Source organism: Pseudoalteromonas sp. Scap03 (assembly GCF_013393115.1).
Classification (GTDB): Bacteria; Pseudomonadota; Gammaproteobacteria; order Enterobacterales; family Alteromonadaceae; genus Pseudoalteromonas.
Window position 1 is genome coordinate 64,587 of the sequence record NZ_VDEU01000002.1, and the last position, 20,717, is coordinate 85,303.

Genomic DNA, 20,717 nt, shown 5'->3' on the forward strand with positions numbered 1-20,717 from the left:
TTACAACATACTTTGCCTATTTTTACATTGCAATTTTGAATAATGAATATGAAAAAACATCACGTTAATAAATTTTTTTATTGATCAATTTTTGCCTATCAAAATCATTGCCATTAAAAAAATAAACGCGTACCTAAAAACAAGCCGCAGAGCGCATTATTGCTGTAAAAAGCCGTAATTTTTAAGCTAAAAACACATACCAAAAAAAGGCAAAGTAAATACTTACAATGAGTTATAAAAAACCCCATTAACACTTTATGGTTACAATTTAAATTTGATCTCATCCTATTTTTAATATAAAACTTAACAATTATTTCACTAATTACCCTAAAAGAGAAACAGATGAAACGTTACATTGTTTTAATTATCGCTATTCCTTTGTCTGTATTTGCCATTTATACGCTGCTTGAGAATCAGAAAAAAATCGATAAGGAGGCAGTAGCCCCTATTGCCGTAGACATCGTCCCTGTTGATTCTGAGTTTGTAAAACAAACACGTAAGCCATTGCCAATTGATATGAGTAAAGACCCTGTTACAGTCAAACCCTTAAAAGAAAAACTAGCCGACACTGAAGACTCGTTTGATGCAATAAATAAGCCTTCAACTAAGGCCAAAGAAATACTTAAAGCGGCAAAAGTACTGCCTACCGATTTACAAAATGAAGCCTATATAGAATTTAATTTAGCAGCACTTAAAGCCCTTAAAGCAGGGGATAATTTTGATCTCGCTATACCGCAAACCGCAGAAACCTACAGCGCTGAAATAACTAACGTTACCAGTGCAAGTAACGGCGATAAAAGTATTGTTGGCCAAGTGATTGGTGCTAATGGAGCAATGCACACCACCATATTAACCGTTGGCAAGGATGCAGTATATGGTCAATTTACAGCCCCAAGTGGTAACTATGTTTTTGAAAGCAAAGGACAATATGGCTGGATTGCAGCAAAGCGTGACTTATACAAATCACATATAGAACACCAAGTAAGTGAACCCTCGTCAAAAAATACTGATGGTGGAGATCCGTTTGCACCCAGTGATGAAAAGTCACCCTCTATTTAATTTTTAATCTAAACAAAGACGACACAGCAGTAAAACTGCAATTACAAAAAAAGGAAATACGACTATGAAAAAAATAATATCAACAGCCGCTATTGCAACAGCATTATGTGCAGCAAGCACAGTATCAGCAGAAACAATTGATATCGGTATTTTATATACCGACCAATCAGCTGCCGCTACCAGCAATATTAATACTAAGATTAACCAGCTTATTGCTTTTAGTAATCAAGTATATAGCCAAAATGGCGTTGATATTACACTGCGTTTAGTGGGCTCTCAAAACTTAGGTAGCCACGCAATAACCCCTTCGGAAGATTGGCTAGACGCCGTGACAAATAGCAGCTATGTAAATGGTTTACGTAATGATTGGAAAGCAGACATGGTAGCCGTACTAGGTACAGGCCAAAGTGCGGGTAGCGGTTTAATTTCATGTGGTATTGCTTGGGTTGGTCAAGGCACAAATGGCAATTTATACAGCTCAATGAGCGATCGTATGTACTCAATTACAGCTGTTGATTGTGGTGCTACAACATTCGTACATGAACTAGGTCATAATCAAGGCCTGACACACTCTCGTAAACAAGGCGCAACTAGTGGCGGTGTATACGTTGATGGCATGGGCCACGGCGTACAAAATGAATTTGCCAGTATTATGGCTTACCCACATGTGTTTGGTAGTGCGACTCAGTACGATTATTTCTCAAACCCAAATTGGAGCGTAAACGGTATTCCATTTGGTGTGACTAACCAAGCATATGCTATTCGTACCGTCACTGATACCAAAACCAGTATTGCCAACTTTAAATAATCTCAATTGTAAATAATGAGCTTATTCTAAGAATCAGCATTAAATAAATGGGTAAATTATTACCCATTTACACCAATTAAGTTTCCCTTGCGGAGCGCCTCGGCGCTCTTTTTTGATGATTAATCATTACCTGCTTTTATTGCAGGAAGTAAAGTTTTGCCATCGCTATCTACTTCACTCATTAGCGTTAACCCCATTACTTTGGCAAGCACAGGATAAATATCTAAATTATTCACCAGCTCAATACTTACACCTTTTTTAAACGCAGGACCTGCTGCTATAAAGGAGGCAGCCATATCATCACTATAAGCATAGCCATGTGTACCTAAATAAGGCGCCTTAGTACCGTTACTAAATACCGCAGGCGCATTGGTTTGCACCACAATATCGCCCACTCTACTCCCGCTATTATAATGGTAGCCTTCAAGCTGCTCACTACTTAAAACACTATAACGCCCCTTAGCCGCTTTTTGTAAACGTGCTTTATATGCATCAATATCCGCATTTTTAGCATCGCTTTTAGTATAAATAAGTAAACGAGGTCCGGTATTCACAATAATAAAATTATCATCTTTAGGTAAACTGCTGACAATAATGCTTTGCTCAGGATCAACCTTTGCCATGCCATGATCAGAAACAATGACTAAATTAATATCCTGAGATAATTTGCTCAAGCGAGTACGTAATTGCCCCATTAATGCATCTAACTTATGAACGGCGTCACGTGTTTGTACTGCATCTGGGCCAAACTCATGCCCTATGCTATCAACCAGCGAAAAGTAACTGGCTACAAAACGTGGGCGCTGCGCCTTAGGCAAACTTAACCACTGTACAATTTGGTCAATTCTGTCTTGGTAGTTACCTTGTTTGGAATAATGAAAATAGTAGTCTGGCGTCATACCATTAAAGCGCGCATCCAACTCAGGCCAAAAATACACCGCCGATTTAAGCCCATGCATTTTTACTAAATTCCATAATGGAGTACCACGTACCCAAGTACTGTCTTTTTGGCCTTTACCCATGCTGTAGCATTGATTATTGCGCGCTTTGTCACAAAATTTATTGTCAACAATACCGTGGTTAACGGGTAGTAAACCAGTAATCACCGAAATATGATTTGGGAACGTTTTAGTAGGGTAAACTGGCTGCATTTTTTGTGCTCTAACCCCTTGCTCAGCCATTGCTTTTAAATTGGGTGCACCGTGCTTTTCAATATAATCCCAACGCAAGCCGTCAATTGAGATCATAACAACCGTTTGCTCTTTGGCTGCAAACGCATTACTCATCCCTAATAAAAGGCAAAAATAGACTGCCTTTGTGATCCACAACTTCATTTTAAACACCTATAGATGTATGTTAATTTTATAAAAAATAATACTAAAGCAAGTTGTTACTTTATGATACATGCTGATAGATTAAAGATGGCTCACTAAAAAATATAACTGTGCACTTAATAAGAGCCCAACGTGCAAAATAAAAGGATTGCCATGATCGACTTCAGCAGCAAAATCACCCCAGCGCGTATGCAGCGCACGACGGCCAATTTACAAATGGCGCTTGAGAGCGATCGTGGCCGCATTATTAACAGCGCAGCCATTCGTCGCCTGCAACAAAAAACCCAAGTATTTCCGCTTGAGCGCAACGCAGCAGTGCGCTCACGTCTTACTCACTCATTAGAAGTACAACAAGTTGGTCGATTTATCGTGCAGCGTGTTTTTGCCAATCTAAATTACCAACAGCAAAAAGAATATGGTTTATCCGGCTTAGAACGCCCGCTAGAAACCCTAGTAGAAATGGCCTGCCTAATGCACGATATTGGTAACCCGCCGTTTGGTCACTTTGGCGAGGCCGCCATTAATAATTGGTTTAATGCTAACTTGGCAAGTATTACGCCTGAGCGTTGCCAAACAGCTAATAGCAGTATAGGCATTATTTTTAAACATTTAGCGCAAGATATTTGCAGTTTTGAAGGCAACGCCCAAGGCATACGTATTATTCACTCATTGCTCAGCCTAAATTTAACCTACAGCCAAAGTGCAGCAATTTTAAAGTATACCCGCCCTGCCAGCTTAGCGAAGCAGGATATTCCACAAAATAAAAACTACATTATGAAAAAAGTAGGCTACTACTACAGCGAAAAAAGCTTTATAGAAGCACTACAAACAGAGCTAAAAATGGAGCCGCATTGCCGCCACCCTGCCAGTTACATAATGGAAGCCGCAGACGATATTTCTTATTGCTTGGCTGACATAGAAGATGCGGTAGAAAAAGACATAATAAGCACTCAGCATTTGTGCGAGCAATTAAAAAAGCAGTATCAAAAAGCGCTAATTAACTTAGCCTTAAACGACACCCAGCACCAAAGCTTTGTAGATGATGCAATTAATTACGCTATTGAACGCGCGCAAGCACAGCCCTTTAATTTTAATAGTGAATTTTTTATTTATTTACGCGTATCGTTACTGCATCCATTAGTGAATCATGCCGCAAAACGCTTTATTGAAAATATAGAGCCAATTTATCATGGTGATTTTAATCATGCATTATTAGAAGATCGCAGTTACTTACATGCTGCAACCCAAGCCCTTAAACAAGTGGCACTTGAGCATGTATTTTCTCATAAAGAGGTCGAAAAGCTCGAACTACAAGGCTATCGTATTATTAACGGCCTACTAGAATGCTATAAGCCATTACTACAATTAACTAGCGACGACTTTAAACGCGCACTACATGGCGACAACCGTTTATTAATAGAGTCACGATTAGTTAAAAAGCTCTCTAAAAAACATTTAAGTAGCTATCAGCACGCCATAAATGCCATGCAAGAAGAGCCCGACCACTTTGCGGCTTATGAGTTTTATTACAGATGTAGACTCATCCAAGATTACATAAGCGGCATGACCGACCAATTTGCTTACGACGAGTACCGCAGCTTAATGGTAATTGACTAAGCCATGCTCAGATCGTGAAATTGCTAAGCCCTAGATAATTTTTTACTTTGCGCTTAAAATTAGGGCATTGATGCTTAACCGCTTTTGAGTTTTATGAAACCGTTACTGAGTTGCTTATTTTTTTGTTTTGCTTTGTTTTATAGTGCTAGCAGTGGCGCTTACAACGAAGCGATGTGCATTCTTATAAAACAAGAAATGCAGCAATACAGCAATGACAAAACCAGCCGAAAGTACCGTAACGCTGCTCGCGACTACAAAAAAAACTGCAGCAATCCGGCTACACGTACTCAATCAACGGCAAAGCCTAAAGCGCAACCTATTATTGAACAACCCAAACCTAAAATTACTAAACAGCAAGTAAATGAGCCTGTTTCATCAGTTGTAACCCCCATTGGGCAAGAGCAAGCTAAGTCACCGCTTATACAGCAACTAGCAACAGCGCCCAATCAAAGTACAGAGCGCACTCAGAACACAACTGAACCAGCAGCAACTACCGAGCCTAATGAGCCGCAAACCAATAAAACAATAGCAGAACAAACTGATGCTCTAAAAAATGATCAATTTAGCATTGATACAACCCCCCAAAGCAACACAACTTCAGCTGTCACAAAAACCACGGTAGAGCCTTTACAAACGGCCATGCCGGTTACTGTAAATGCCACTGAGCAAGTTAAAGGCGTTGCCTCATCAATCCCTAAAGAATCAAACATGTTGTCGCTAGTATTACCCAGTGTGGCGCTACTCTTGGTGGTAATAGTTGGAGTTGTTGTATTGATGCGCCTGCGCAATGTTAAGCAAAATAACACGTCTGCTGAAACCAGTATGCCACTAGCTGCTCCTCCTACTAAGTGCGATGACAAGCAAAGTAGTACTGCTATTGATGAATCTAAGACTCTTGATACCAGCAAAAACGAGCCAAAAACAACAACCGAAAGTGTCGAGTTAGACGCAAGCGAAGTAAGCACCGTTAAAGTAAAGCAAGTACCGAATACCGCAGAGTTTGAAGCCGCCGCTAAAGCCACTTTAGAACGGATAAAAAATGCCACCGAGCATGCAGAGCCACAAGTAAGAGACTTTGACCCTGAAGCCAAACCAATCAAAAAACAGCGCAAGCCGGTTAATCAGCCTAGCGAGCCTGTACCAGCGACTAAAAAAGAAGCACCTATTGCAGCTGAGCCCATTTCGCCTCAACAGCCAAAGGCAGACTTACATTCGCCTAAACAACTGCGCTCACCGTTAATGCCATCTACCGAGCACGACTTTAAAGAGCCTGAAATACGCACCTTCGATCCCAACGCCCCCTTACCCACTAAAAAAAGTGCGATAAAACCAGAACAAGTAAAAGTATCGCCAGTTGAACCCACTAAGCCTAATATCCCGCCACAAAGCAGCAACCCATTTGCTAACTTATCGCTTGATGAAAGTTGGGATCCAAATTCTCCGCAAAAACCGAAAATAGAAGAAAAACAACGCGCCCCTAAATCACAAGCACTAATTGAAGCTGAAGAACGTGCAAAAAACATGCAAACAAAAGAATAATAGAGTACGCTGTACTTATTAAAAGGTGGCTTTAAATCTAGTACCAATTCGCTTAATTAAGTGGTCTATTTTGAGGCTGGAAAAACGCGTTGATAGCTAGGCAAAAGTTTTCTATTTAGTTGTTATAAAAAAGAATTTTTTAACGCAGGTAGCGACATATTTAGCCCCGTAAAATGATTAAGTATTATTGCGGATTGGTATAGTTTAAGCGTGCATTCAGTTTCACTCACTACAATAGCCTACTTTTTAAACAGCGCCACTCTCAACCTAATGGCTCAGAAGGAGTAAACTATACATATGCACGTGATGTTATCAGCTAAATTAAGATACCTTATTTTTACCGCATCTTTTTTTCTGATGGCTTTGGTGAGTGATTACAGTAACGCAATTGAAGCAATTCAACCTAAAGACGAGCAATCCACACACACCACTACTTTAAATATAAGTACCGGCGAATGGCCCCCTTTTATGAGTGAATCATTACCTCACCAAGGTGTAATTGCCCATTTGATCACCGACTTATTTGCACAAGCCAATATTAAGGTTAACTTTACCTTTTTACCTTGGCCGCGTGCTTACCACGACACCATTAATGATAAATACGCAGCCACCGCCGTATGGATGTTTGAACAACAACGCACTGAGGATTATTTTTACAGTGAACCTGTATTAAACGAGCGTTTTGTATTTTTTTATCACAAAAAACGCCCTTTTGATTGGCAAAACCTAAACGATTTAAAAGGCTTATTACTCGGTGGTGGGCTTGCTTACAGCTATGGCGAAGAGTTTGATAAAGCACTACAAGCGGGTCTATTTGATATGTCGCGAGTAAGTACCACAGAGCAAAACTTTAAACGCTTAGCTATGGGCAGAATTGACGCCTTTGCCGAAGAAAAAAGCGTCGGCTATTACATCTTGGCCAGTAAGTTACCTAACTTATTTAGCTCTATTAACCATCATCCCAAAGCTTTACTCATAAACCAAAGCTTTATGATGTTCCCTAAAAATAACAAATACAGTAAACAGCGGCTTGAAATTTTTAATCAGCAATTACTTAAATTTAAGCAAAACGGTCTTTATCAAGCCTACTTTGATGCGTTAGATAATGGCGCTTATCAGCCCACAAATAACGCCCTGGCTGACTGACCTGGCGGGGCTTTATTGTTTGGAACGCGGGTTTCAGGCTACGAGCTAGGTTTTAGCACAAGCTCGCTGCTCGTCACTCGAAGCCCGCTGCCTTTACCACCATAGCCGTTAAGCTTGTTGACGCGAAAAACACCGCTTTTAAATTACGTTACTTTCACGCCATTATTCGCCTCAAAAAATGAGGCAAATAGCATGCTTAATTGCCTCATTGTATTAATTGGTAAGTTGAAATCGTAGAAACCAGTTTTAGCTGTGATTATTTTAAACGCCAATTTCGGTTTCGAGCAACAAGCGACTGGCAACGAACACATCCGCGGCCTTTATCAATGCAGACGCACAACTTGCTGACGCGAAATGCACCGCTTTTAAAAATAAAGATTTACTTGCTCAACACTTTTGCACTTATTAGTGTTTAATCTTTCACTATTACCTGCTTGTGAGCAATAAAAAGTAACTTGCGAGCCCACTTTATATTGGTCAATCCCGCCTGATAACTTACTTACACTGAAATGAAAATCGCCATAGTCTGAGGCGATAAATCCAAACCCTCGATTTTTATCGAACATACGGATCTCACCAAACATACCGCCTTTAGCATTAGGGGTCTGTTCTTTAGCGAGTTTAATAAAGCAGCGGTCGTGGCTTTCTTCTGCAATTTCAAAAAGATTTGGCTTCTCTTTGATAAGCGCCTTTAAGCTAGCAACACTGTAACTTCTAAAATCAAACGATGAATCGAGCATTTTAAGCGCACTACCTAAGTCACCTAAATAAACAGGTTCATTCTTTTGTACACAACGTTTATAAGCCGTAATCAATAATGTATTTAAGTCTTTAAAAGCTTCTGAGTCATCTCTGTCTATTAAGTTTTTTGAAAATACAAAATTATGGCAAGCTTTAATAAGCCGCCCTGGCGTGCTTTCATTACCTATAGCCATTATGTGTAATCCTTTCTCTCTTATCCGCTGTGCTAAGCTGTAAAAGCCACCGTCACTTGATACAATACAGACTCCATTAATTCGTTGGTTATTATTTATAAGCTCAATTGCATCCATCACCAGTGCATAGTCAGCAGCATCTTTACCATAATGAAATTGTTGTTTGGGACTAGAGGCTGTTTTATGTAGTATGTTCTGCCAGTTACTGTGTTGTACAGATGTCCAATCTGCATAGACCCACTTAATTGCCACCGTGCCATATTTTTCAACTTCGTCGAGCACCGCTGAATAAGTGTTATAAGACGCATTTTCTCCATCAACTAAAACAGCAAATATTAAACTCATTTTTAATCCTTAAATAAGGGCAAAGAGCTGCCTAGTAAGCAGCTCTTACAGTTAGTTACTTACAAGCACCAGGGACACGGCATGCACAAGTTGAAGGAACATGACATGCATGATCTTCGCAACGTGCCATTTGTACTGACTCCATTGGATAAAGCTCAGCAGTAGGAAAAGCACCAAAATGCTTCTCATATACTGCTACCGTTGCATCAAATGAGCTTTGTAATTTGGATTGATCTTTATCACCATAGATTCCAAAATACGGATAGTGATGTAAGTAAAAACCGAATAAAACGTCACAATCATTTGTGTAACTTTGTGTATCTAAAATATGCTCGTGCCAAAACTTATCAACTAACTTGCTCGGAACGAGTGATAATTTGGGATACCACTTTTTAAGTGATAAGAATTTGCGGTATTCAAGTTCAGCAAAATCACACAGCTCATCATTCCAAGTTGCTTCAGCTGATTGCGTCAATTTCCATTTCAGTTTTTCAAAGTTCAGTACACAAACAGCAGAATGTAATTGCTCGTATATATTTTTACTTAACTGAAAAGTAGGCGATGGTTTAATTTCTACTAATTGTTCCATTAATTATTACCTCCATTTTTATTCAATTGCTTACCGCGATTCCCATGCACTTTGGCATATTGCTGATTCACACCCTCGTTACCTTTATTCGCATTTTTTTGGTTTGCTTCATTATCAGCAGGGCTTATTTTTTTAGCCATTACAGCCTCCTAAATTTAATTATTATGTGAACAACATTATTCACCTTCGCTTTAAATAGGATTCAAGATTTTTGCGAGCAATAAATGCCACAGGTTGAAAAGTTCCATTTTTGAATACGAAAATCAAACGGTAATCACCTAATTTAAAACGTATCAGGCTTGGGTCAATAGTGAGTTTTCGGCCGCCAATATCTCTATAATTATGACTTTGTAAAAGATGACTATATATATCTTTAGCCTCTGCTACGTAACGAGCAGATTGACATTTTGGGAGGGTTTTAAGTAAACGATTCATTGATTTCATTATTAAACTCCAGTTGGTTAACTGAGTTCAATAATGAACTTGTGCGGAGCACTACAAACACTTAATTTAAAATATTATGTAAATACTCCCATGCATCTTTATTCTCATTGATTTGAGCATCGATGCTATCACTTAATTCTTTAACTAATGGAAGCTGAAGTAGACGTTTATCAGTTACATTTTGAAGGATGCTCTTAGCCTCTATGCACTCTTTAGACTTAAGTTTTTTATCCGCTTTTATATAATTTTCTATGAAACTATGCCAATTAACATCCCTATCATAAAGAACATTCAGAGGAGATAAATCAGTAATACCCGTTTTTGAGCTTTGAAAAGGAGACGGCAGCTGTTCAGTGAATAAATTAAAGTTATTATCAATCAATTTATTTTTAATGTTATCAAATGAAGATCGAGATACCCCAAAAAACAACATTTCTGCACTGAGCTCTTTTTTAGCGAATCGGTCTAACAGTTTAAATTCACGCTTATTAACTGATGATTTGCTAACATAGTATTCTTGAAATATTTTTTTTGTGCCTGCCGTGCCAACTAATGTGTATAGGCACAAAGCATTATATATAGAGGCTCGTCGACCACGAATCACTCTATGCTCAACACGCTTACCATAATTAGGTAAGCTTGAAGCAATAATCGCCTTTCTATATTCAAGCATGCGGCTATTTGAAACATGCTTATCGGTTGATTCTTTATGCCCTTTTGTAAATATATTATTTAACGCATCATGAAGCTCTTTCGGTAACGTATCAGAAACTTTTTGTTTGATGTATAACTTTGCAATTTGAGGAATAAGTTCAATTTCAGTGTCAACTGTCTCAGCCATACTAGTACACTCTATCGCACAATATGTCTCTTAGTTCAGAACGCTTGTAATATTCATCTTTTGCGCTTGCAACGAGTTCATTCACAGCGGCCATGCCTTTTTTACAACTATAATAACGCTTTGTACTACGGTAACGACTATTTACTAAAACAAGTTCTCTATCGTAACGGTTATAAACTGCCTTAATAGCGCCTAAACAAACGCCCATTTTAATTGCTTCAACCTTCGATAAGCTAAATATACCTAATAAACTATTTTTATCTTCAACCACCTCTGAGCATGCAGCTGCGATATTATAGATTTTTTTAGCTTTCACCAACGCCTCTCCTGCGCATTCTCCAAGCTTTATAAATTGTTTTTTATTAAATAAAACAAAACTCTTTTCTTCTACTTTGGAATACTCATCGCACCCATAAGGCAACTCACTTTTGGCATAACTAGGCTGAGGATATAAAATTAGGATAAGAGCTAAAACAATAATATATTTCACTGCTTAACCTCCTTTCTACAAAACTTAAAGGCATGCCAAATAATGCCAAACGATATAAACGTATCAAAAATTAAAAACTGTTCATAATTAGTGCTATCTTCAAGCATTTCGAGCGCACTAAATAAATCCACCCCTTTAGAGGCACCAACAAAAGCCATACTCAAAAATATCAAAAGTAAGTAGTAAATATTTAAAATAACAACTTTAAGTAACGAATTAGCTGCCATAGCAAACCAATAGCGTTTAATAGGGTATGCCTTTAAATTAACCCTTAACGAATTTAAATTGAATAAAATTAAGCCAACTAATAAAGTTCTCGAAAATCGTTCAAATGGCGTTATCGTGTTGTAGCTACCCACCCCATTAATAAACTCTTGATCAAAAGGTAAATAATAAATAGAAATAAGCAAAAATAAACAAACTAAAAAAATAACAATGTGCAATAAATGATTAAAAATACCAACGGGTTGGTCCCTAAAAGTATATAAATCTTTCGGATTTGCAAACTTCCAGCTTTTTCTTTTTTTATTTAAAAATGACGATTCATTCTTAGTGAGTGGAACAAATTGGTATTTGCTTTCATCGGTATGTACAGCGTTATTTTTTTGCTCGTTAAGAGCAGAAGGGCTAGCAGTATATTCTGTATTTGTAGTAGTTGATTGCACCTACTTTCCTTGTAAATTTTTTTGCTAATTATGCCAACATACACATAAAACACAATAACTTATAGGAAAGACATAAACATATATAATATGTACTCTACAATACTAGGTATATTCACTGCTTTACCCGGCAACCAAAGGGCAATCAGTTTGCAATTAAGTTCTACTGCTAATAATTCATCCCTTAAGCTGAGCTTTTATCGCATTGCCTAAAAGGATTTAGGTACTTGGAATTTGTCGGGAACAAAATTCCGCCATGCTGCTATTACTCATCATTAATTCAATTTCGGGTGTGATCACGGGAAAGTTGTTTAGTAGTGTCCTTTAAATTTTACCGTGGGCGTACAGTTTGCTGACGTGAAAAGCGCAACTTTTAATATCTTTTTAAAAACGATGTTTCATAAATGGTTTGTTTAACCATGTTTTATAGTCTTTAGACAGCTGCGGAAAGTGCTGATACAGCATACTTTCCAGTGTTTCAGCAGTGAGTTTACTGCAAGGTGAATTTTGCTCGGCTAACATAACGCTTTTTAAAAACTGCTTGCCTTTGCTCGAGCCCATTAAAAAATATATCGCCGCCCAACTGCTCGCATAAAGTTTAGTGTCATCCGCTGTTTGCCATTTGTTATCTAAACCTATCAACCAATTAATAGTAAAAACACTTTGCGCTATGTGTTTGTTACTTATCCAACTTAGGTGAGGGTCAATGCTGACTAATTGCATGCTGTTGTTGGTATATTCAAAATATTCAGCCAGCCCTTCATTAAGCCAACGAGGAGTTGTGCCTAGTATTGCTTTGTTTATAGCATGCACCGCTTCGTGTATTGCTGTGCGCATTGCGTTTTGCTCGTTTCGATAATATATAAACGCAGAGTTAGTAGCATGAAAATATATACCATCTGTATTACTTGGATCTGCTCCGCGCTGTTTAATCGCTTGTTCGTAACGACTTCGCGTTGCGAATATGGTCAGGTTTAACCTTACCTTTTTTAATCCATCTGCCCCTATAATTTGGCCATACACTTTAAATACAGTATTTAGTTTTATCCGTAATTTTTCTGTAAACGACGGCGGTAAATTAGCGGCCTGTAGCGTTAATTCAAAGTAATCAAGCGGCTCAACAATGTCAGTATCAAGTGTTTCAACCGCAAAGTCTGGCTTAGTATCACTAAAATGGGGCACACCATGGCTATCAGTCCAAGTGTAAATATTGCCATTACGCTTATATTTAACTTCACCTAATGAAACATCGGTACAACGCGTTGTATCGGCTTGTGGTAAATGGTTTTGTATTACTTTTTTAGTGGTAAACGAGCCTGCAGAGGGTTCAATTAGGGTTTGATCTGCTTCTTCAACTATTTCGATTTCGGCTTTTATATCTTCGTAAATAGCCCGTACACTGCCAATAGGATCATGGTAGTTGATTACCCGCCCAGTTAGGTGGTTAGCAATAAGTGCCGCTACAATTAACAGCACAATAAATACAAATAGCACGCGCCATTTTGTGCTCAACATCTTTATCGTCGCTTTTTCCATTGGGCTTCAAATAAGCGTTTTTGTTCACCACGATATTCACTGCACCATACGAAATCGGATGATTGCATGCCTTTTGAACGGCAGCGCTTTGGTAAAGTATAAAATTCAGACCACGCAGCCAGCTTTTCAGGATCGCTATAGCTGTCGCTATGCAATTTCATATTAGGCATCTGCGTGCGCAATAATGCATTATTACTTGAGCTGTAAGCCGAAGAGCGTTGATGTGTTCGATTGGTTTGTTTGGGTTTATCACAATGCTTTGCAAGTTCTTCAAATAAAGATTTGAACCGTGCTTTTAACCGCTCACCTTCTTTCACCCTATAGCCTTGACGCAACCGTGAACGTATTGTTTCACGTTCTTTTACAATACTATCGCAATGTTCTTGCGAGTATTGCTCGTACGCTTGCGGGAAAGAAGTAAATAGACAAAGTAGTATCAATAAAATCCATTTAATCATTATTTATCCCTAAATTGAGTGCTGTGTTCCGTTGAGCGCCTAGGGTGAATATAGAGGATTGAATCTAAAATAGAAACAGATAGTTTAAGCGAATTGTTAAATCATGCCTGAGCGCAATTGTTGGAGCAGTTTGTGGCGGGAATTTTTAATTGCAAATTTAAGTAGAAGTCGCGTTGGCGACGGCAACCGAGGGGCGTTATTTACTACGTTAAAGCGTTGCTCTCTCCTTGGATCTCCACTGCTCCTCAAACATTTTCTATAAAGCAAAATATAAACGCTGGTGTTGCTTTGACTTTTACCCTTTTTTTAGTATGTTAATTGTTCAACTATAAAGGAGAAAGTTACATGGATGGTCAATTACCATTATTTGATGAAATACCAAATAAGTATGAACACACAGGCTCGCCACAAGAATCAAACCGTAAGTTTTGTACTGAACTAGAAGAAGATCTAACCTCTATTGGCTTTACTGAATGTACAGACTCTCAACCTCAACAGCAGAAATATATTAAGCGTGCAGCCTATCAAGATATGTACGGCAGTACACGCCACAGTACTTTTTTGATACATCATAAAACTAAAGGCTTATTAAGAATAGAAGCTCATAGACAAGTACAAAGCGGCTCTGTCGACCAAAAATTCCCATTCTTTTATGAGTCATTAAGTAATGCACCAGAGAAAACTGTGGTTATTGTTTTCGATGGAAAAGGCTATAAAAAAGAAGCATATGATTGGTTATTAACACAAACTGAAAATCGTATAGCAAAAGTATTTAAAGTATTTTCTTCAAAAGAAGACTTTCTTAATTATCTTATTAACGAGTAAATGTCGCGTTGGCGACGGCAACCAAAGAGAAGTAATCGCCGACTTCTCTTTGGAATTTCTCGGCGCCCCGAGGATCACACTATTTCCTCAATTTAAATTAATAATATGAACGCAAACGCGATGAAACACGTCCGTGTGTAAGCATCGCTTAACGCGCATCCATGCGCTGCTATTACTCATCATTAATTCAATTTCGGGTGTGGTCACGGGGAAATTTTCTTGGCAGCAGTCTTTAATTTAATAATGAGTTAATGCTTGTTTACATTGCATTTTTTAGTAAACTGAATGCTCGCAAACAGGGAGCGATTTAATGCAACAGATTGGTATTTACGAGCAGTTAATTACGCAAGTAATTGAGCAAAATTTAAATCGTGACCAATTTTATGTGGGCGAACGCCAACTAGAATCGGCTGAAGCGGCTACGTGGCTTTCGCGCTTTTTAGGTAAACTTGTTGAACATGCGATTGATGCAATCCCTAATTCAAGCGAGCGTTTGCACGAGCAAATAAACCTCGCAAACAGCCTTGTGCTGTGGCTTAAAGATCATATCCGCGATGATGAACTAATCAACGAAAACCTTATCGACAGCCAAGGCCGTATTCTTACTGCACTGTTTAATACCCAAAATCCCATTGCTGCAAATCTTAAAGATTACTCTCACGATATTTTTCCGCTAACGGGGCTTACACAAAGCGAATTATTTAGCGGTGCAAATGCTGGGATCTCACTCGAAACCGAGCTAAAACGCGAGATTAAATCGTCCGACACTATTTACTGGCTTGTTTCATTTATAAAATGGACGGGGCTGCGCATATTTAAAAATGAGCTTGAAGCGTTTACCAAAAGCGGCAATAAACTCAAAGTAATTACCACCTCGTACATGGGTGCAACGGATGCTAAAGCGGTGGAGTTTTTAGCAAACTTGCCAAACACTGAGGTAAAACTTAGTTACAACAATCAGCAAGAGCGCTTGCATGCAAAGTCATATTTGTTTATGCGTAATACGGGTTTTCATACCGGTTATATTGGTTCGTCTAATTTATCGCATTCAGCGCTTACCAGCGGCCTTGAGTGGAACTTAAAAATTACCGCGCAAGAAATCCCGCACATCATAGCTAAAACCAAAAGTACCTTTGAAACCTATTGGCAATCGCCAGATTTTGAATTATTTACTGGCAAAGCTGAATGTAAAGAAAAGCTCATAAATTCACTTAATGAGCAACGCGGTGTTGGCCAAGCAAGCAGCCAGTTTTATTTTGATATAACACCAAAAAACCATCAACTCGCTATTTTAGAAAAACTAAGCGTTGAACGTAGCGTGCATAATCGCTTTAAAAATTTAGTGGTTGCCGCAACCGGCACAGGTAAAACAATAATATCGGCGTTCGACTTTAAAACCATTTACGATAAAAACCCAAACGCACACTTTTTGTTTGTAGCCCACCGCGAAGAAATACTCAAACAAGCGCAAAGCGCTTACCGCGGCGTGTTTAAAAATAACGACTTTGGTGAGCTGTGGGTGGGTAACTACAAGCCACAGCGTTACAACCAATTATTTGCATCAATCCAAACGCTGAACAGCCAAATTGAATCGCTCAATTTAACCAGCGATTACTACGATTACATAGTTATAGACGAAGTACACCACGTAAGCGCTGCAAGCTATCGCGCTATATTAAATCACTTTACGCCCACAATATTACTTGGCTTAACCGCAACACCAGAGCGCCAAGACGGCGCCAATATACTCGATGATTTTTGTGGGGTAATAGCCGCTGAAATTCGCTTGCCAGAGGCAATAAACCAACGCCACTTATGCCCATTTCAATACTTTGGATTAGATGATGACACCGACCTAAGCCAAATAACATGGCGTGGTGGCCGTTACGATATAAGCGAATTAAGTAACCTTTATACAGGCGAGAACAGCCGCGCTAACAAAATTATATCCAGCCTTACTGATATAGTGACTAATGTTCACAACATTAAAGCGTTGGCATTTTGCGTAAGTCAAAAACACGCAGAGTTTATGGCATCTAAGTTTAACTTAGCAGGCATAAGCACCGATGTGCTGACCAGCAGAAACACAAATGAGCGCGCAGCCAAACAACAAGCACTGCGACAAGGTGAAATACAAATACTGTGTGTAGTTGATATTTTTAACGAAGGGGTCGATATTCCAGAGGTCGATACTCTGTTATTTTTACGCCCAACGGAAAGCCTAACGCTGTTTTTACAACAATTAGGCCGTGGCCTGCGCCTGCCCGACAACAGCCAAAAGCAATGCTGTACCGTACTCGACTTTGTAGGCAACGCCCGACCAGAATACGACTTTGCCAGTAAGTTCCGCGCATTAATTGGTAAAAGTAATCAACCAATTAAAACCGAGATCGAAAACAACTTCCCACATTTACCGCTGGGTTGCCGTATTGAGCTGCAAAAACGTACACAACAAACAATTCTAAAAAACATTCAGCAAGCCATAAACACTAAACGCCGTTTACAGCAGCTGATAAATAGCTATTCGCAACATACCAATGACACGCTAACGCTAAGTAATTTTTTACGCATAAACCCACAAGTCACGCTTGAAGATATTTACAAACCAAAAGATAAAAAGCTCGGTGGCTGGCACTGGCTAAAAGGCGATGAAATACCTGCCGAGCAAGCCGATATTTACGCCGCGTATTATCGCGCAATCAACACCCAATTACTCGGCTGCAACTCGCTCAGCTACTTATGCTTTTTACGTGATTTATGTAATAACGACTTTAGTTTTACGCCAACGTCGCAAAACCAACAGTACGCGCTTATGGCGCATTACAATTTTTGGGATGCCACAGGCACAAGTTTAGGGTTTAAAACCCTCGAACAGAGCTTACAAGCACTTAAACACAAAAAGCTACAACAAGAACTTGCCCAAGTGATCGCGCTTTTAATAAACCGCATTCACCAGCAAGAAAGCGATTTAACGTGCTTACCAAACCACGCAATAAAATTACACAGCCGCTACACACGCCAACAAATACTCGCCGCATTTGGGGCGCACTCGTTTGATAAAAAATCGACCGCCCGTGAAGGTGTTTTAGAATTTAAAAGCCAGAACTTAGAGCTGCTTTTCGTCACGCTCAACAAGTGCGAAAAAACCTACTCACCCACCACGCTGTATCACGACTTCGCAATCAGCCCCACCCTGTTTCATTGGCAAACGCAAAACAGCGCCCGCCCAGAAAACGGCCGCGGCCTTAGTTACTTACAACACCAACAAACGGGCAAAACCATCCTGTTATTTGTGCGCGAACAAGGCAAAGACGAAAACGGCCGAACCATGGGGTTTGTAAACTATGGCAAGGTTAAATACCAAAGCCACAACGGCAGCCAGCCTATGAATATAACGTGGGAGTTAACCAGCCCCATGCCAAGTGAAATGTGGCATGGGGCTGGGAAATTAGCGGTTGGGTGATTATGCTACTGTTATTTTGTTTTTTATTAGTTCCATATATTAACTTTTAATGTTCTAAATTAAGTTAAATAGTTCAAGAATCTAATCCCTACAGTCAATATGGTTTGATTTAAAAATATCTATACCAATTTTGCGTAACCTTTCAATCCAACATTCGGCCATTTCATTACCGATATTAAAATGACTTATAGCTATCTCTTTTAAAATACGATGCTCATTTTCAATTGTAGAAGGCATAAGCCCAGCATCATCAGTGTTCACACAAACAGTAATAGGTCCGGTGCGAATACCAAAACGATTAAATTTTTCGCCTGTATTAAGTAAACTACTATCTACAGGATACCATCGATAGACAGGGTGCTCTGAATAGCACTTAAACCGACCAATATAAATGTTAGATGTTGGACAAGCCTCAATAACGACACCTTTTTTGCTATATTTCTCGATCAAATAATCTTGAAGAGCTTCATAAAAATCAAGTTCAAAGTCATCGACAACCTCACTATACTTATCATTTATAAAGGGAGCATGGTCGCCTCCAAAATAAACACTAACAATTTTTTCAGCCGCATTTATTTTTTTAATTCCATTATCAGTATATTCTTTCCAATACTTAATAGCCTCTGAATTCATATTAATTCTTTTCGATTTAAAATCAGGTAACCAAGCCGCAGCCTCTTCACTACTATTATTTAGCTCTGTATCAAAATATTCTGGGCAATTTCGTCTTAAACGCCAAGCTTCAAACAAGGTATATTTAGATCTATCCTCATCAAATAATTTATGACTCCACTTTGATATTTTCCTCTCAAAAACAGCTAACATTACATTAAACCGTGGGGCTTTTTTCGTAACCTCAATAGCATGATTATATGCCCACACTAAATTATCTAAATGTGAACTCAAAGGGACGTATGAACGCTGCTGGCGAGAAGCCCACTTTTTAACGTCAATTCCTAATGCTAGAGCATGGCCTACTCTGTCACTAGATTCGTAATCACAAAACTCTATTGTTTCATCAATGGTTCTTAAACCAGTCAATAAATGGCTGAAATCTTCTCCGGCATGAATACTTAAATGCAGTTTTCTTTGAGGGACAAAATGTTTATTATCTGGTCGATAAGCGTTCTTTCTTAACACTCGTATCGAGGGGGCAAAAACCTCAATTGGAAAATGATTTTCATTACCTGAAACATCAATTCCTCGAATCAGCGCGCATAAATTTAAACTTTGCACTTTCGAATTACCTAGCTTTTCATACTCATATTTTTGTAATGTTGAAGATGTAAAGACTTTTTGCAGCCTACGTAACGATTTTAATAGTTCTAATCGCTTTGTTGTATAACGCTTATCATATATTTGAAGGTTTTCTTTGGCATGATAGTTTTGTTTAAACGAACGACTAAAATGAAAGGTAAATTGCTTATTTTTAAACTGATTCTTTTCTATAAAATCAAAACCAAACTTAGTTAACTGCCTTGCTGTAACTGTTTGCTCTGATATTTTAAATTCACGCAACGTATTTTTATCTGAGTCACTTTCATAACTATGTTTACCATATGCTATGACTTGACCATGGCTCTGTCTCGGTTTAAAAGAGAAGTGCTCAATAAAACTTGTTAGACCCACACCAGAACTAATCATCATAGAGCGTAAAATATTATTTCCCGTTATGTAAGCACTCAGTTTATATAACCAAAGGTCGCAGCTTGCGCCAACATCCCCATGATGCACTAACGCTATAGCTATTAATAACCACATCTTATTTGAGTCTTGTCTATTACAATTAATGGCAGCATTAAGTAGCTTAGTTACGTTATTATTTTTAGAGTCTGTAGTTAGTAGATCTCCAATACTTTCATCAGGAATTGTCCAAAACTGAGGACGTTGCCAATCTACTTTATTACATTTGCTGTTACCCTTACTCAGTGCTGCTATTAAATCGTTGAACAACAACTTTATAAGAACTGGTAACTCGTTAATATTACGCTCACCACTTGAATATTTGGTAAACTCGGGTAGTTTCGGAGTCGATGTGCTGTTGTCATAAAATGATTTAGGTTTGCTTTTTAAAAATAAAGATACTTCAGCTAGAGCTGGAGTATAATTACCGTTCCCGCCTAAATGTACATGATTATCTGCATATTTCTTTTGACTAAACCCTTTAGGGAATGCAGAAAAGCATTGTTCGTCTATTAATTCACTTACGTTATCTACGTGTAGTAAATTTTGTTTTAGTTTATCGCTGTAACCTATTGCTATAAGCCAAACAGGATCTATTTTTGATAAAATAGCAGACCAATGCTTTAAATTGTTTTCATTAACAGTAAAGTTTGAACCTTGCCAAACGAGTAACTTTTGTTGCATTGCCTGTAATTGCTTTAATACTGAGCTTGCCTGATAGCCACTCCCCCAGATATTATTTATAGCTTTATTATCATCACGTCGGTGCATGTTTTCTAAGTAAAATTGGTGATCAAATAACGCTAAATCAGCAGCTTCATTAGCAGCTCTCTCTCTATTTAAAGTGAGCTTGCCATCTCCGCATTGTACATAAAATTCAAGCCATCTATCTGAACGAAGCCGCGTGACGGGTGCCAACCATTCAAGATCGAGTAATAGCATT

Annotated in this window: 18 protein-coding genes; 7 read left to right on the plus strand and 11 right to left on the minus strand. The window is 38.6% G+C overall.

Annotation, left to right across the window (positions count from 1 at the left end; translation table 11 throughout):
- Nucleotides 1–342: 342 nt before the first annotated feature.
- Entirely contained in the window at nucleotides 343–1,059 is a 717-nt protein-coding gene (locus FHG08_RS15665) for a hypothetical protein (protein ID WP_178956998.1), read from the plus strand.
- Nucleotides 1,060–1,123: 64 nt separating this feature from the next.
- Nucleotides 1,124–1,867 carry a zinc-dependent metalloprotease family protein gene (locus FHG08_RS15670; protein ID WP_178956999.1) on the plus strand — a complete coding sequence of 248 codons (744 nt, stop codon included), beginning with the start codon at nucleotides 1,124–1,126 and terminating at the stop codon, nucleotides 1,865–1,867.
- A gap of 119 nt (nucleotides 1,868–1,986) precedes the next feature.
- On the opposite strand, the gene FHG08_RS15675 is transcribed toward FHG08_RS15670, so the two are convergent.
- Nucleotides 1,987–3,201 (minus strand): alkaline phosphatase family protein, encoded by a 1,215-nt coding sequence (locus FHG08_RS15675; protein ID WP_178957000.1) that lies wholly within the window; start codon nucleotides 3,199–3,201, stop codon nucleotides 1,987–1,989.
- Between the two features lie 153 nt (nucleotides 3,202–3,354).
- Between FHG08_RS15675 and dgt the strand changes: the two genes are divergently transcribed.
- The 3 genes from dgt to FHG08_RS15690 all read left to right on the plus strand — a co-directional run bounded on the left by dgt (nucleotide 3,355) and on the right by FHG08_RS15690 (nucleotide 7,503).
- Nucleotides 3,355–4,818, plus strand: a complete 1,464-nt coding sequence (gene dgt / locus FHG08_RS15680; RefSeq protein WP_138605921.1) for a dGTPase — start codon at nucleotides 3,355–3,357, stop codon at nucleotides 4,816–4,818.
- A 93-nt stretch (nucleotides 4,819–4,911) separates the two neighbouring features.
- Entirely contained in the window at nucleotides 4,912–6,357 is a 1,446-nt protein-coding gene (locus FHG08_RS15685) for a hypothetical protein (RefSeq protein ID WP_178957001.1), read from the plus strand.
- 297 nt (nucleotides 6,358–6,654) lie between these two features.
- A complete protein-coding gene (locus FHG08_RS15690) occupies nucleotides 6,655–7,503 on the plus strand; it encodes an ABC transporter substrate-binding protein (protein WP_178957002.1) in 849 nt (282 codons plus the stop codon).
- Nucleotides 7,504–7,868: 365 nt separating this feature from the next.
- On the opposite strand, the gene FHG08_RS15695 is transcribed toward FHG08_RS15690, so the two are convergent.
- The 9 genes from FHG08_RS15695 to FHG08_RS15735 all read right to left on the minus strand — a co-directional run bounded on the left by FHG08_RS15695 (nucleotide 7,869) and on the right by FHG08_RS15735 (nucleotide 13,803).
- Complete coding sequence (locus tag FHG08_RS15695; RefSeq protein WP_178957003.1) at nucleotides 7,869–8,783, minus strand: NYN domain-containing protein; 915 nt, start codon at nucleotides 8,781–8,783, stop codon at nucleotides 7,869–7,871.
- A 55-nt stretch (nucleotides 8,784–8,838) separates the two neighbouring features.
- The gene (locus FHG08_RS15700) at nucleotides 8,839–9,372 is read right to left on the minus strand and encodes a hypothetical protein (RefSeq protein WP_178957004.1); all 534 of its coding nucleotides are present in this window, start codon (nucleotides 9,370–9,372) and stop codon (nucleotides 8,839–8,841) included.
- Entirely contained in the window at nucleotides 9,372–9,512 is a 141-nt protein-coding gene (locus FHG08_RS15705; protein ID WP_165489696.1) for a hypothetical protein, read from the minus strand. The genes FHG08_RS15700 and FHG08_RS15705 overlap by 1 nt, the downstream gene beginning before the upstream one ends.
- A 40-nt stretch (nucleotides 9,513–9,552) precedes the next feature.
- The gene (locus FHG08_RS15710; RefSeq protein ID WP_178957005.1) at nucleotides 9,553–9,816 is read right to left on the minus strand and encodes a hypothetical protein; all 264 of its coding nucleotides are present in this window, start codon (nucleotides 9,814–9,816) and stop codon (nucleotides 9,553–9,555) included.
- A 61-nt stretch (nucleotides 9,817–9,877) separates the two neighbouring features.
- Nucleotides 9,878–10,657, minus strand: coding sequence for a hypothetical protein (locus FHG08_RS15715; RefSeq protein WP_178957006.1), 780 nt, complete (start codon nucleotides 10,655–10,657; stop codon nucleotides 9,878–9,880).
- A 1-nt stretch (nucleotide 10,658) separates the two neighbouring features.
- Entirely contained in the window at nucleotides 10,659–11,147 is a 489-nt protein-coding gene (locus FHG08_RS15720) for a hypothetical protein (protein WP_178957007.1), read from the minus strand.
- On the minus strand, nucleotides 11,144–11,812 hold the full coding sequence (locus FHG08_RS15725; protein WP_178957008.1) for a hypothetical protein: 669 nt from the start codon (nucleotides 11,810–11,812) through the stop codon (nucleotides 11,144–11,146). Before FHG08_RS15725 ends, FHG08_RS15720 begins: the two co-directional genes overlap by 4 nt.
- 381 nt (nucleotides 11,813–12,193) lie before the next feature.
- Nucleotides 12,194–13,324: a DUF1570 domain-containing protein gene (locus tag FHG08_RS15730; protein WP_178957009.1), complete on the minus strand. Its 1,131-nt coding sequence runs from the start codon at nucleotides 13,322–13,324 to the stop codon at nucleotides 12,194–12,196.
- A 2-nt stretch (nucleotides 13,325–13,326) separates the two neighbouring features.
- On the minus strand, nucleotides 13,327–13,803 hold the full coding sequence (locus FHG08_RS15735) for a hypothetical protein (RefSeq protein WP_178957010.1): 477 nt from the start codon (nucleotides 13,801–13,803) through the stop codon (nucleotides 13,327–13,329).
- A gap of 345 nt (nucleotides 13,804–14,148) precedes the next feature.
- Here FHG08_RS15735 and FHG08_RS15740 point away from each other — a divergent pair, with 345 nt between their 5' ends.
- Both FHG08_RS15740 and FHG08_RS15745 read left to right on the plus strand, forming a co-directional pair.
- A complete protein-coding gene (locus FHG08_RS15740) occupies nucleotides 14,149–14,628 on the plus strand; it encodes a PD-(D/E)XK nuclease superfamily protein (protein WP_178957011.1) in 480 nt (159 codons plus the stop codon).
- A gap of 310 nt (nucleotides 14,629–14,938) precedes the next feature.
- Entirely contained in the window at nucleotides 14,939–18,091 is a 3,153-nt protein-coding gene (locus tag FHG08_RS15745; RefSeq protein WP_178957012.1) for a DUF3427 domain-containing protein, read from the plus strand.
- An 81-nt stretch (nucleotides 18,092–18,172) separates the two neighbouring features.
- On the opposite strand, the gene FHG08_RS15750 is transcribed toward FHG08_RS15745, so the two are convergent.
- Nucleotides 18,173–20,716, minus strand: coding sequence for a hypothetical protein (locus FHG08_RS15750; RefSeq protein ID WP_178957013.1), 2,544 nt, complete (start codon nucleotides 20,714–20,716; stop codon nucleotides 18,173–18,175).
- Nucleotide 20,717 lies beyond the last annotated feature (1 nt).

Coding starts and splice junctions, on each gene's coding strand:
- FHG08_RS15690 (WP_178957002.1), top strand. CDS start 6,655: ATGCACGTGATGTTATCAGCTAAATTAAGATACCTTATTTTTACCGCA.
- FHG08_RS15710 (WP_178957005.1), bottom strand. CDS start 9,816: ATGAAATCAATGAATCGTTTACTTAAAACCCTCCCAAAATGTCAATCT.
- dgt (WP_138605921.1), top strand. CDS start 3,355: ATGATCGACTTCAGCAGCAAAATCACCCCAGCGCGTATGCAGCGCACG.
- FHG08_RS15715 (WP_178957006.1), bottom strand. CDS start 10,657: ATGGCTGAGACAGTTGACACTGAAATTGAACTTATTCCTCAAATTGCA.
- FHG08_RS15670 (WP_178956999.1), top strand. CDS start 1,124: ATGAAAAAAATAATATCAACAGCCGCTATTGCAACAGCATTATGTGCA.
- FHG08_RS15740 (WP_178957011.1), top strand. CDS start 14,149: ATGGATGGTCAATTACCATTATTTGATGAAATACCAAATAAGTATGAA.
- FHG08_RS15700 (WP_178957004.1), bottom strand. CDS start 9,372: ATGGAACAATTAGTAGAAATTAAACCATCGCCTACTTTTCAGTTAAGT.
- FHG08_RS15750 (WP_178957013.1), bottom strand. CDS start 20,716: ATGCTATTACTCGATCTTGAATGGTTGGCACCCGTCACGCGGCTTCGT.
- FHG08_RS15735 (WP_178957010.1), bottom strand. CDS start 13,803: ATGATTAAATGGATTTTATTGATACTACTTTGTCTATTTACTTCTTTC.
- FHG08_RS15665 (WP_178956998.1), top strand. CDS start 343: ATGAAACGTTACATTGTTTTAATTATCGCTATTCCTTTGTCTGTATTT.
- FHG08_RS15675 (WP_178957000.1), bottom strand. CDS start 3,201: ATGAAGTTGTGGATCACAAAGGCAGTCTATTTTTGCCTTTTATTAGGG.
- FHG08_RS15705 (WP_165489696.1), bottom strand. CDS start 9,512: ATGGCTAAAAAAATAAGCCCTGCTGATAATGAAGCAAACCAAAAAAAT.
- FHG08_RS15695 (WP_178957003.1), bottom strand. CDS start 8,783: ATGAGTTTAATATTTGCTGTTTTAGTTGATGGAGAAAATGCGTCTTAT.
- FHG08_RS15685 (WP_178957001.1), top strand. CDS start 4,912: ATGAAACCGTTACTGAGTTGCTTATTTTTTTGTTTTGCTTTGTTTTAT.
- FHG08_RS15745 (WP_178957012.1), top strand. CDS start 14,939: ATGCAACAGATTGGTATTTACGAGCAGTTAATTACGCAAGTAATTGAG.
- FHG08_RS15730 (WP_178957009.1), bottom strand. CDS start 13,324: ATGTTGAGCACAAAATGGCGCGTGCTATTTGTATTTATTGTGCTGTTA.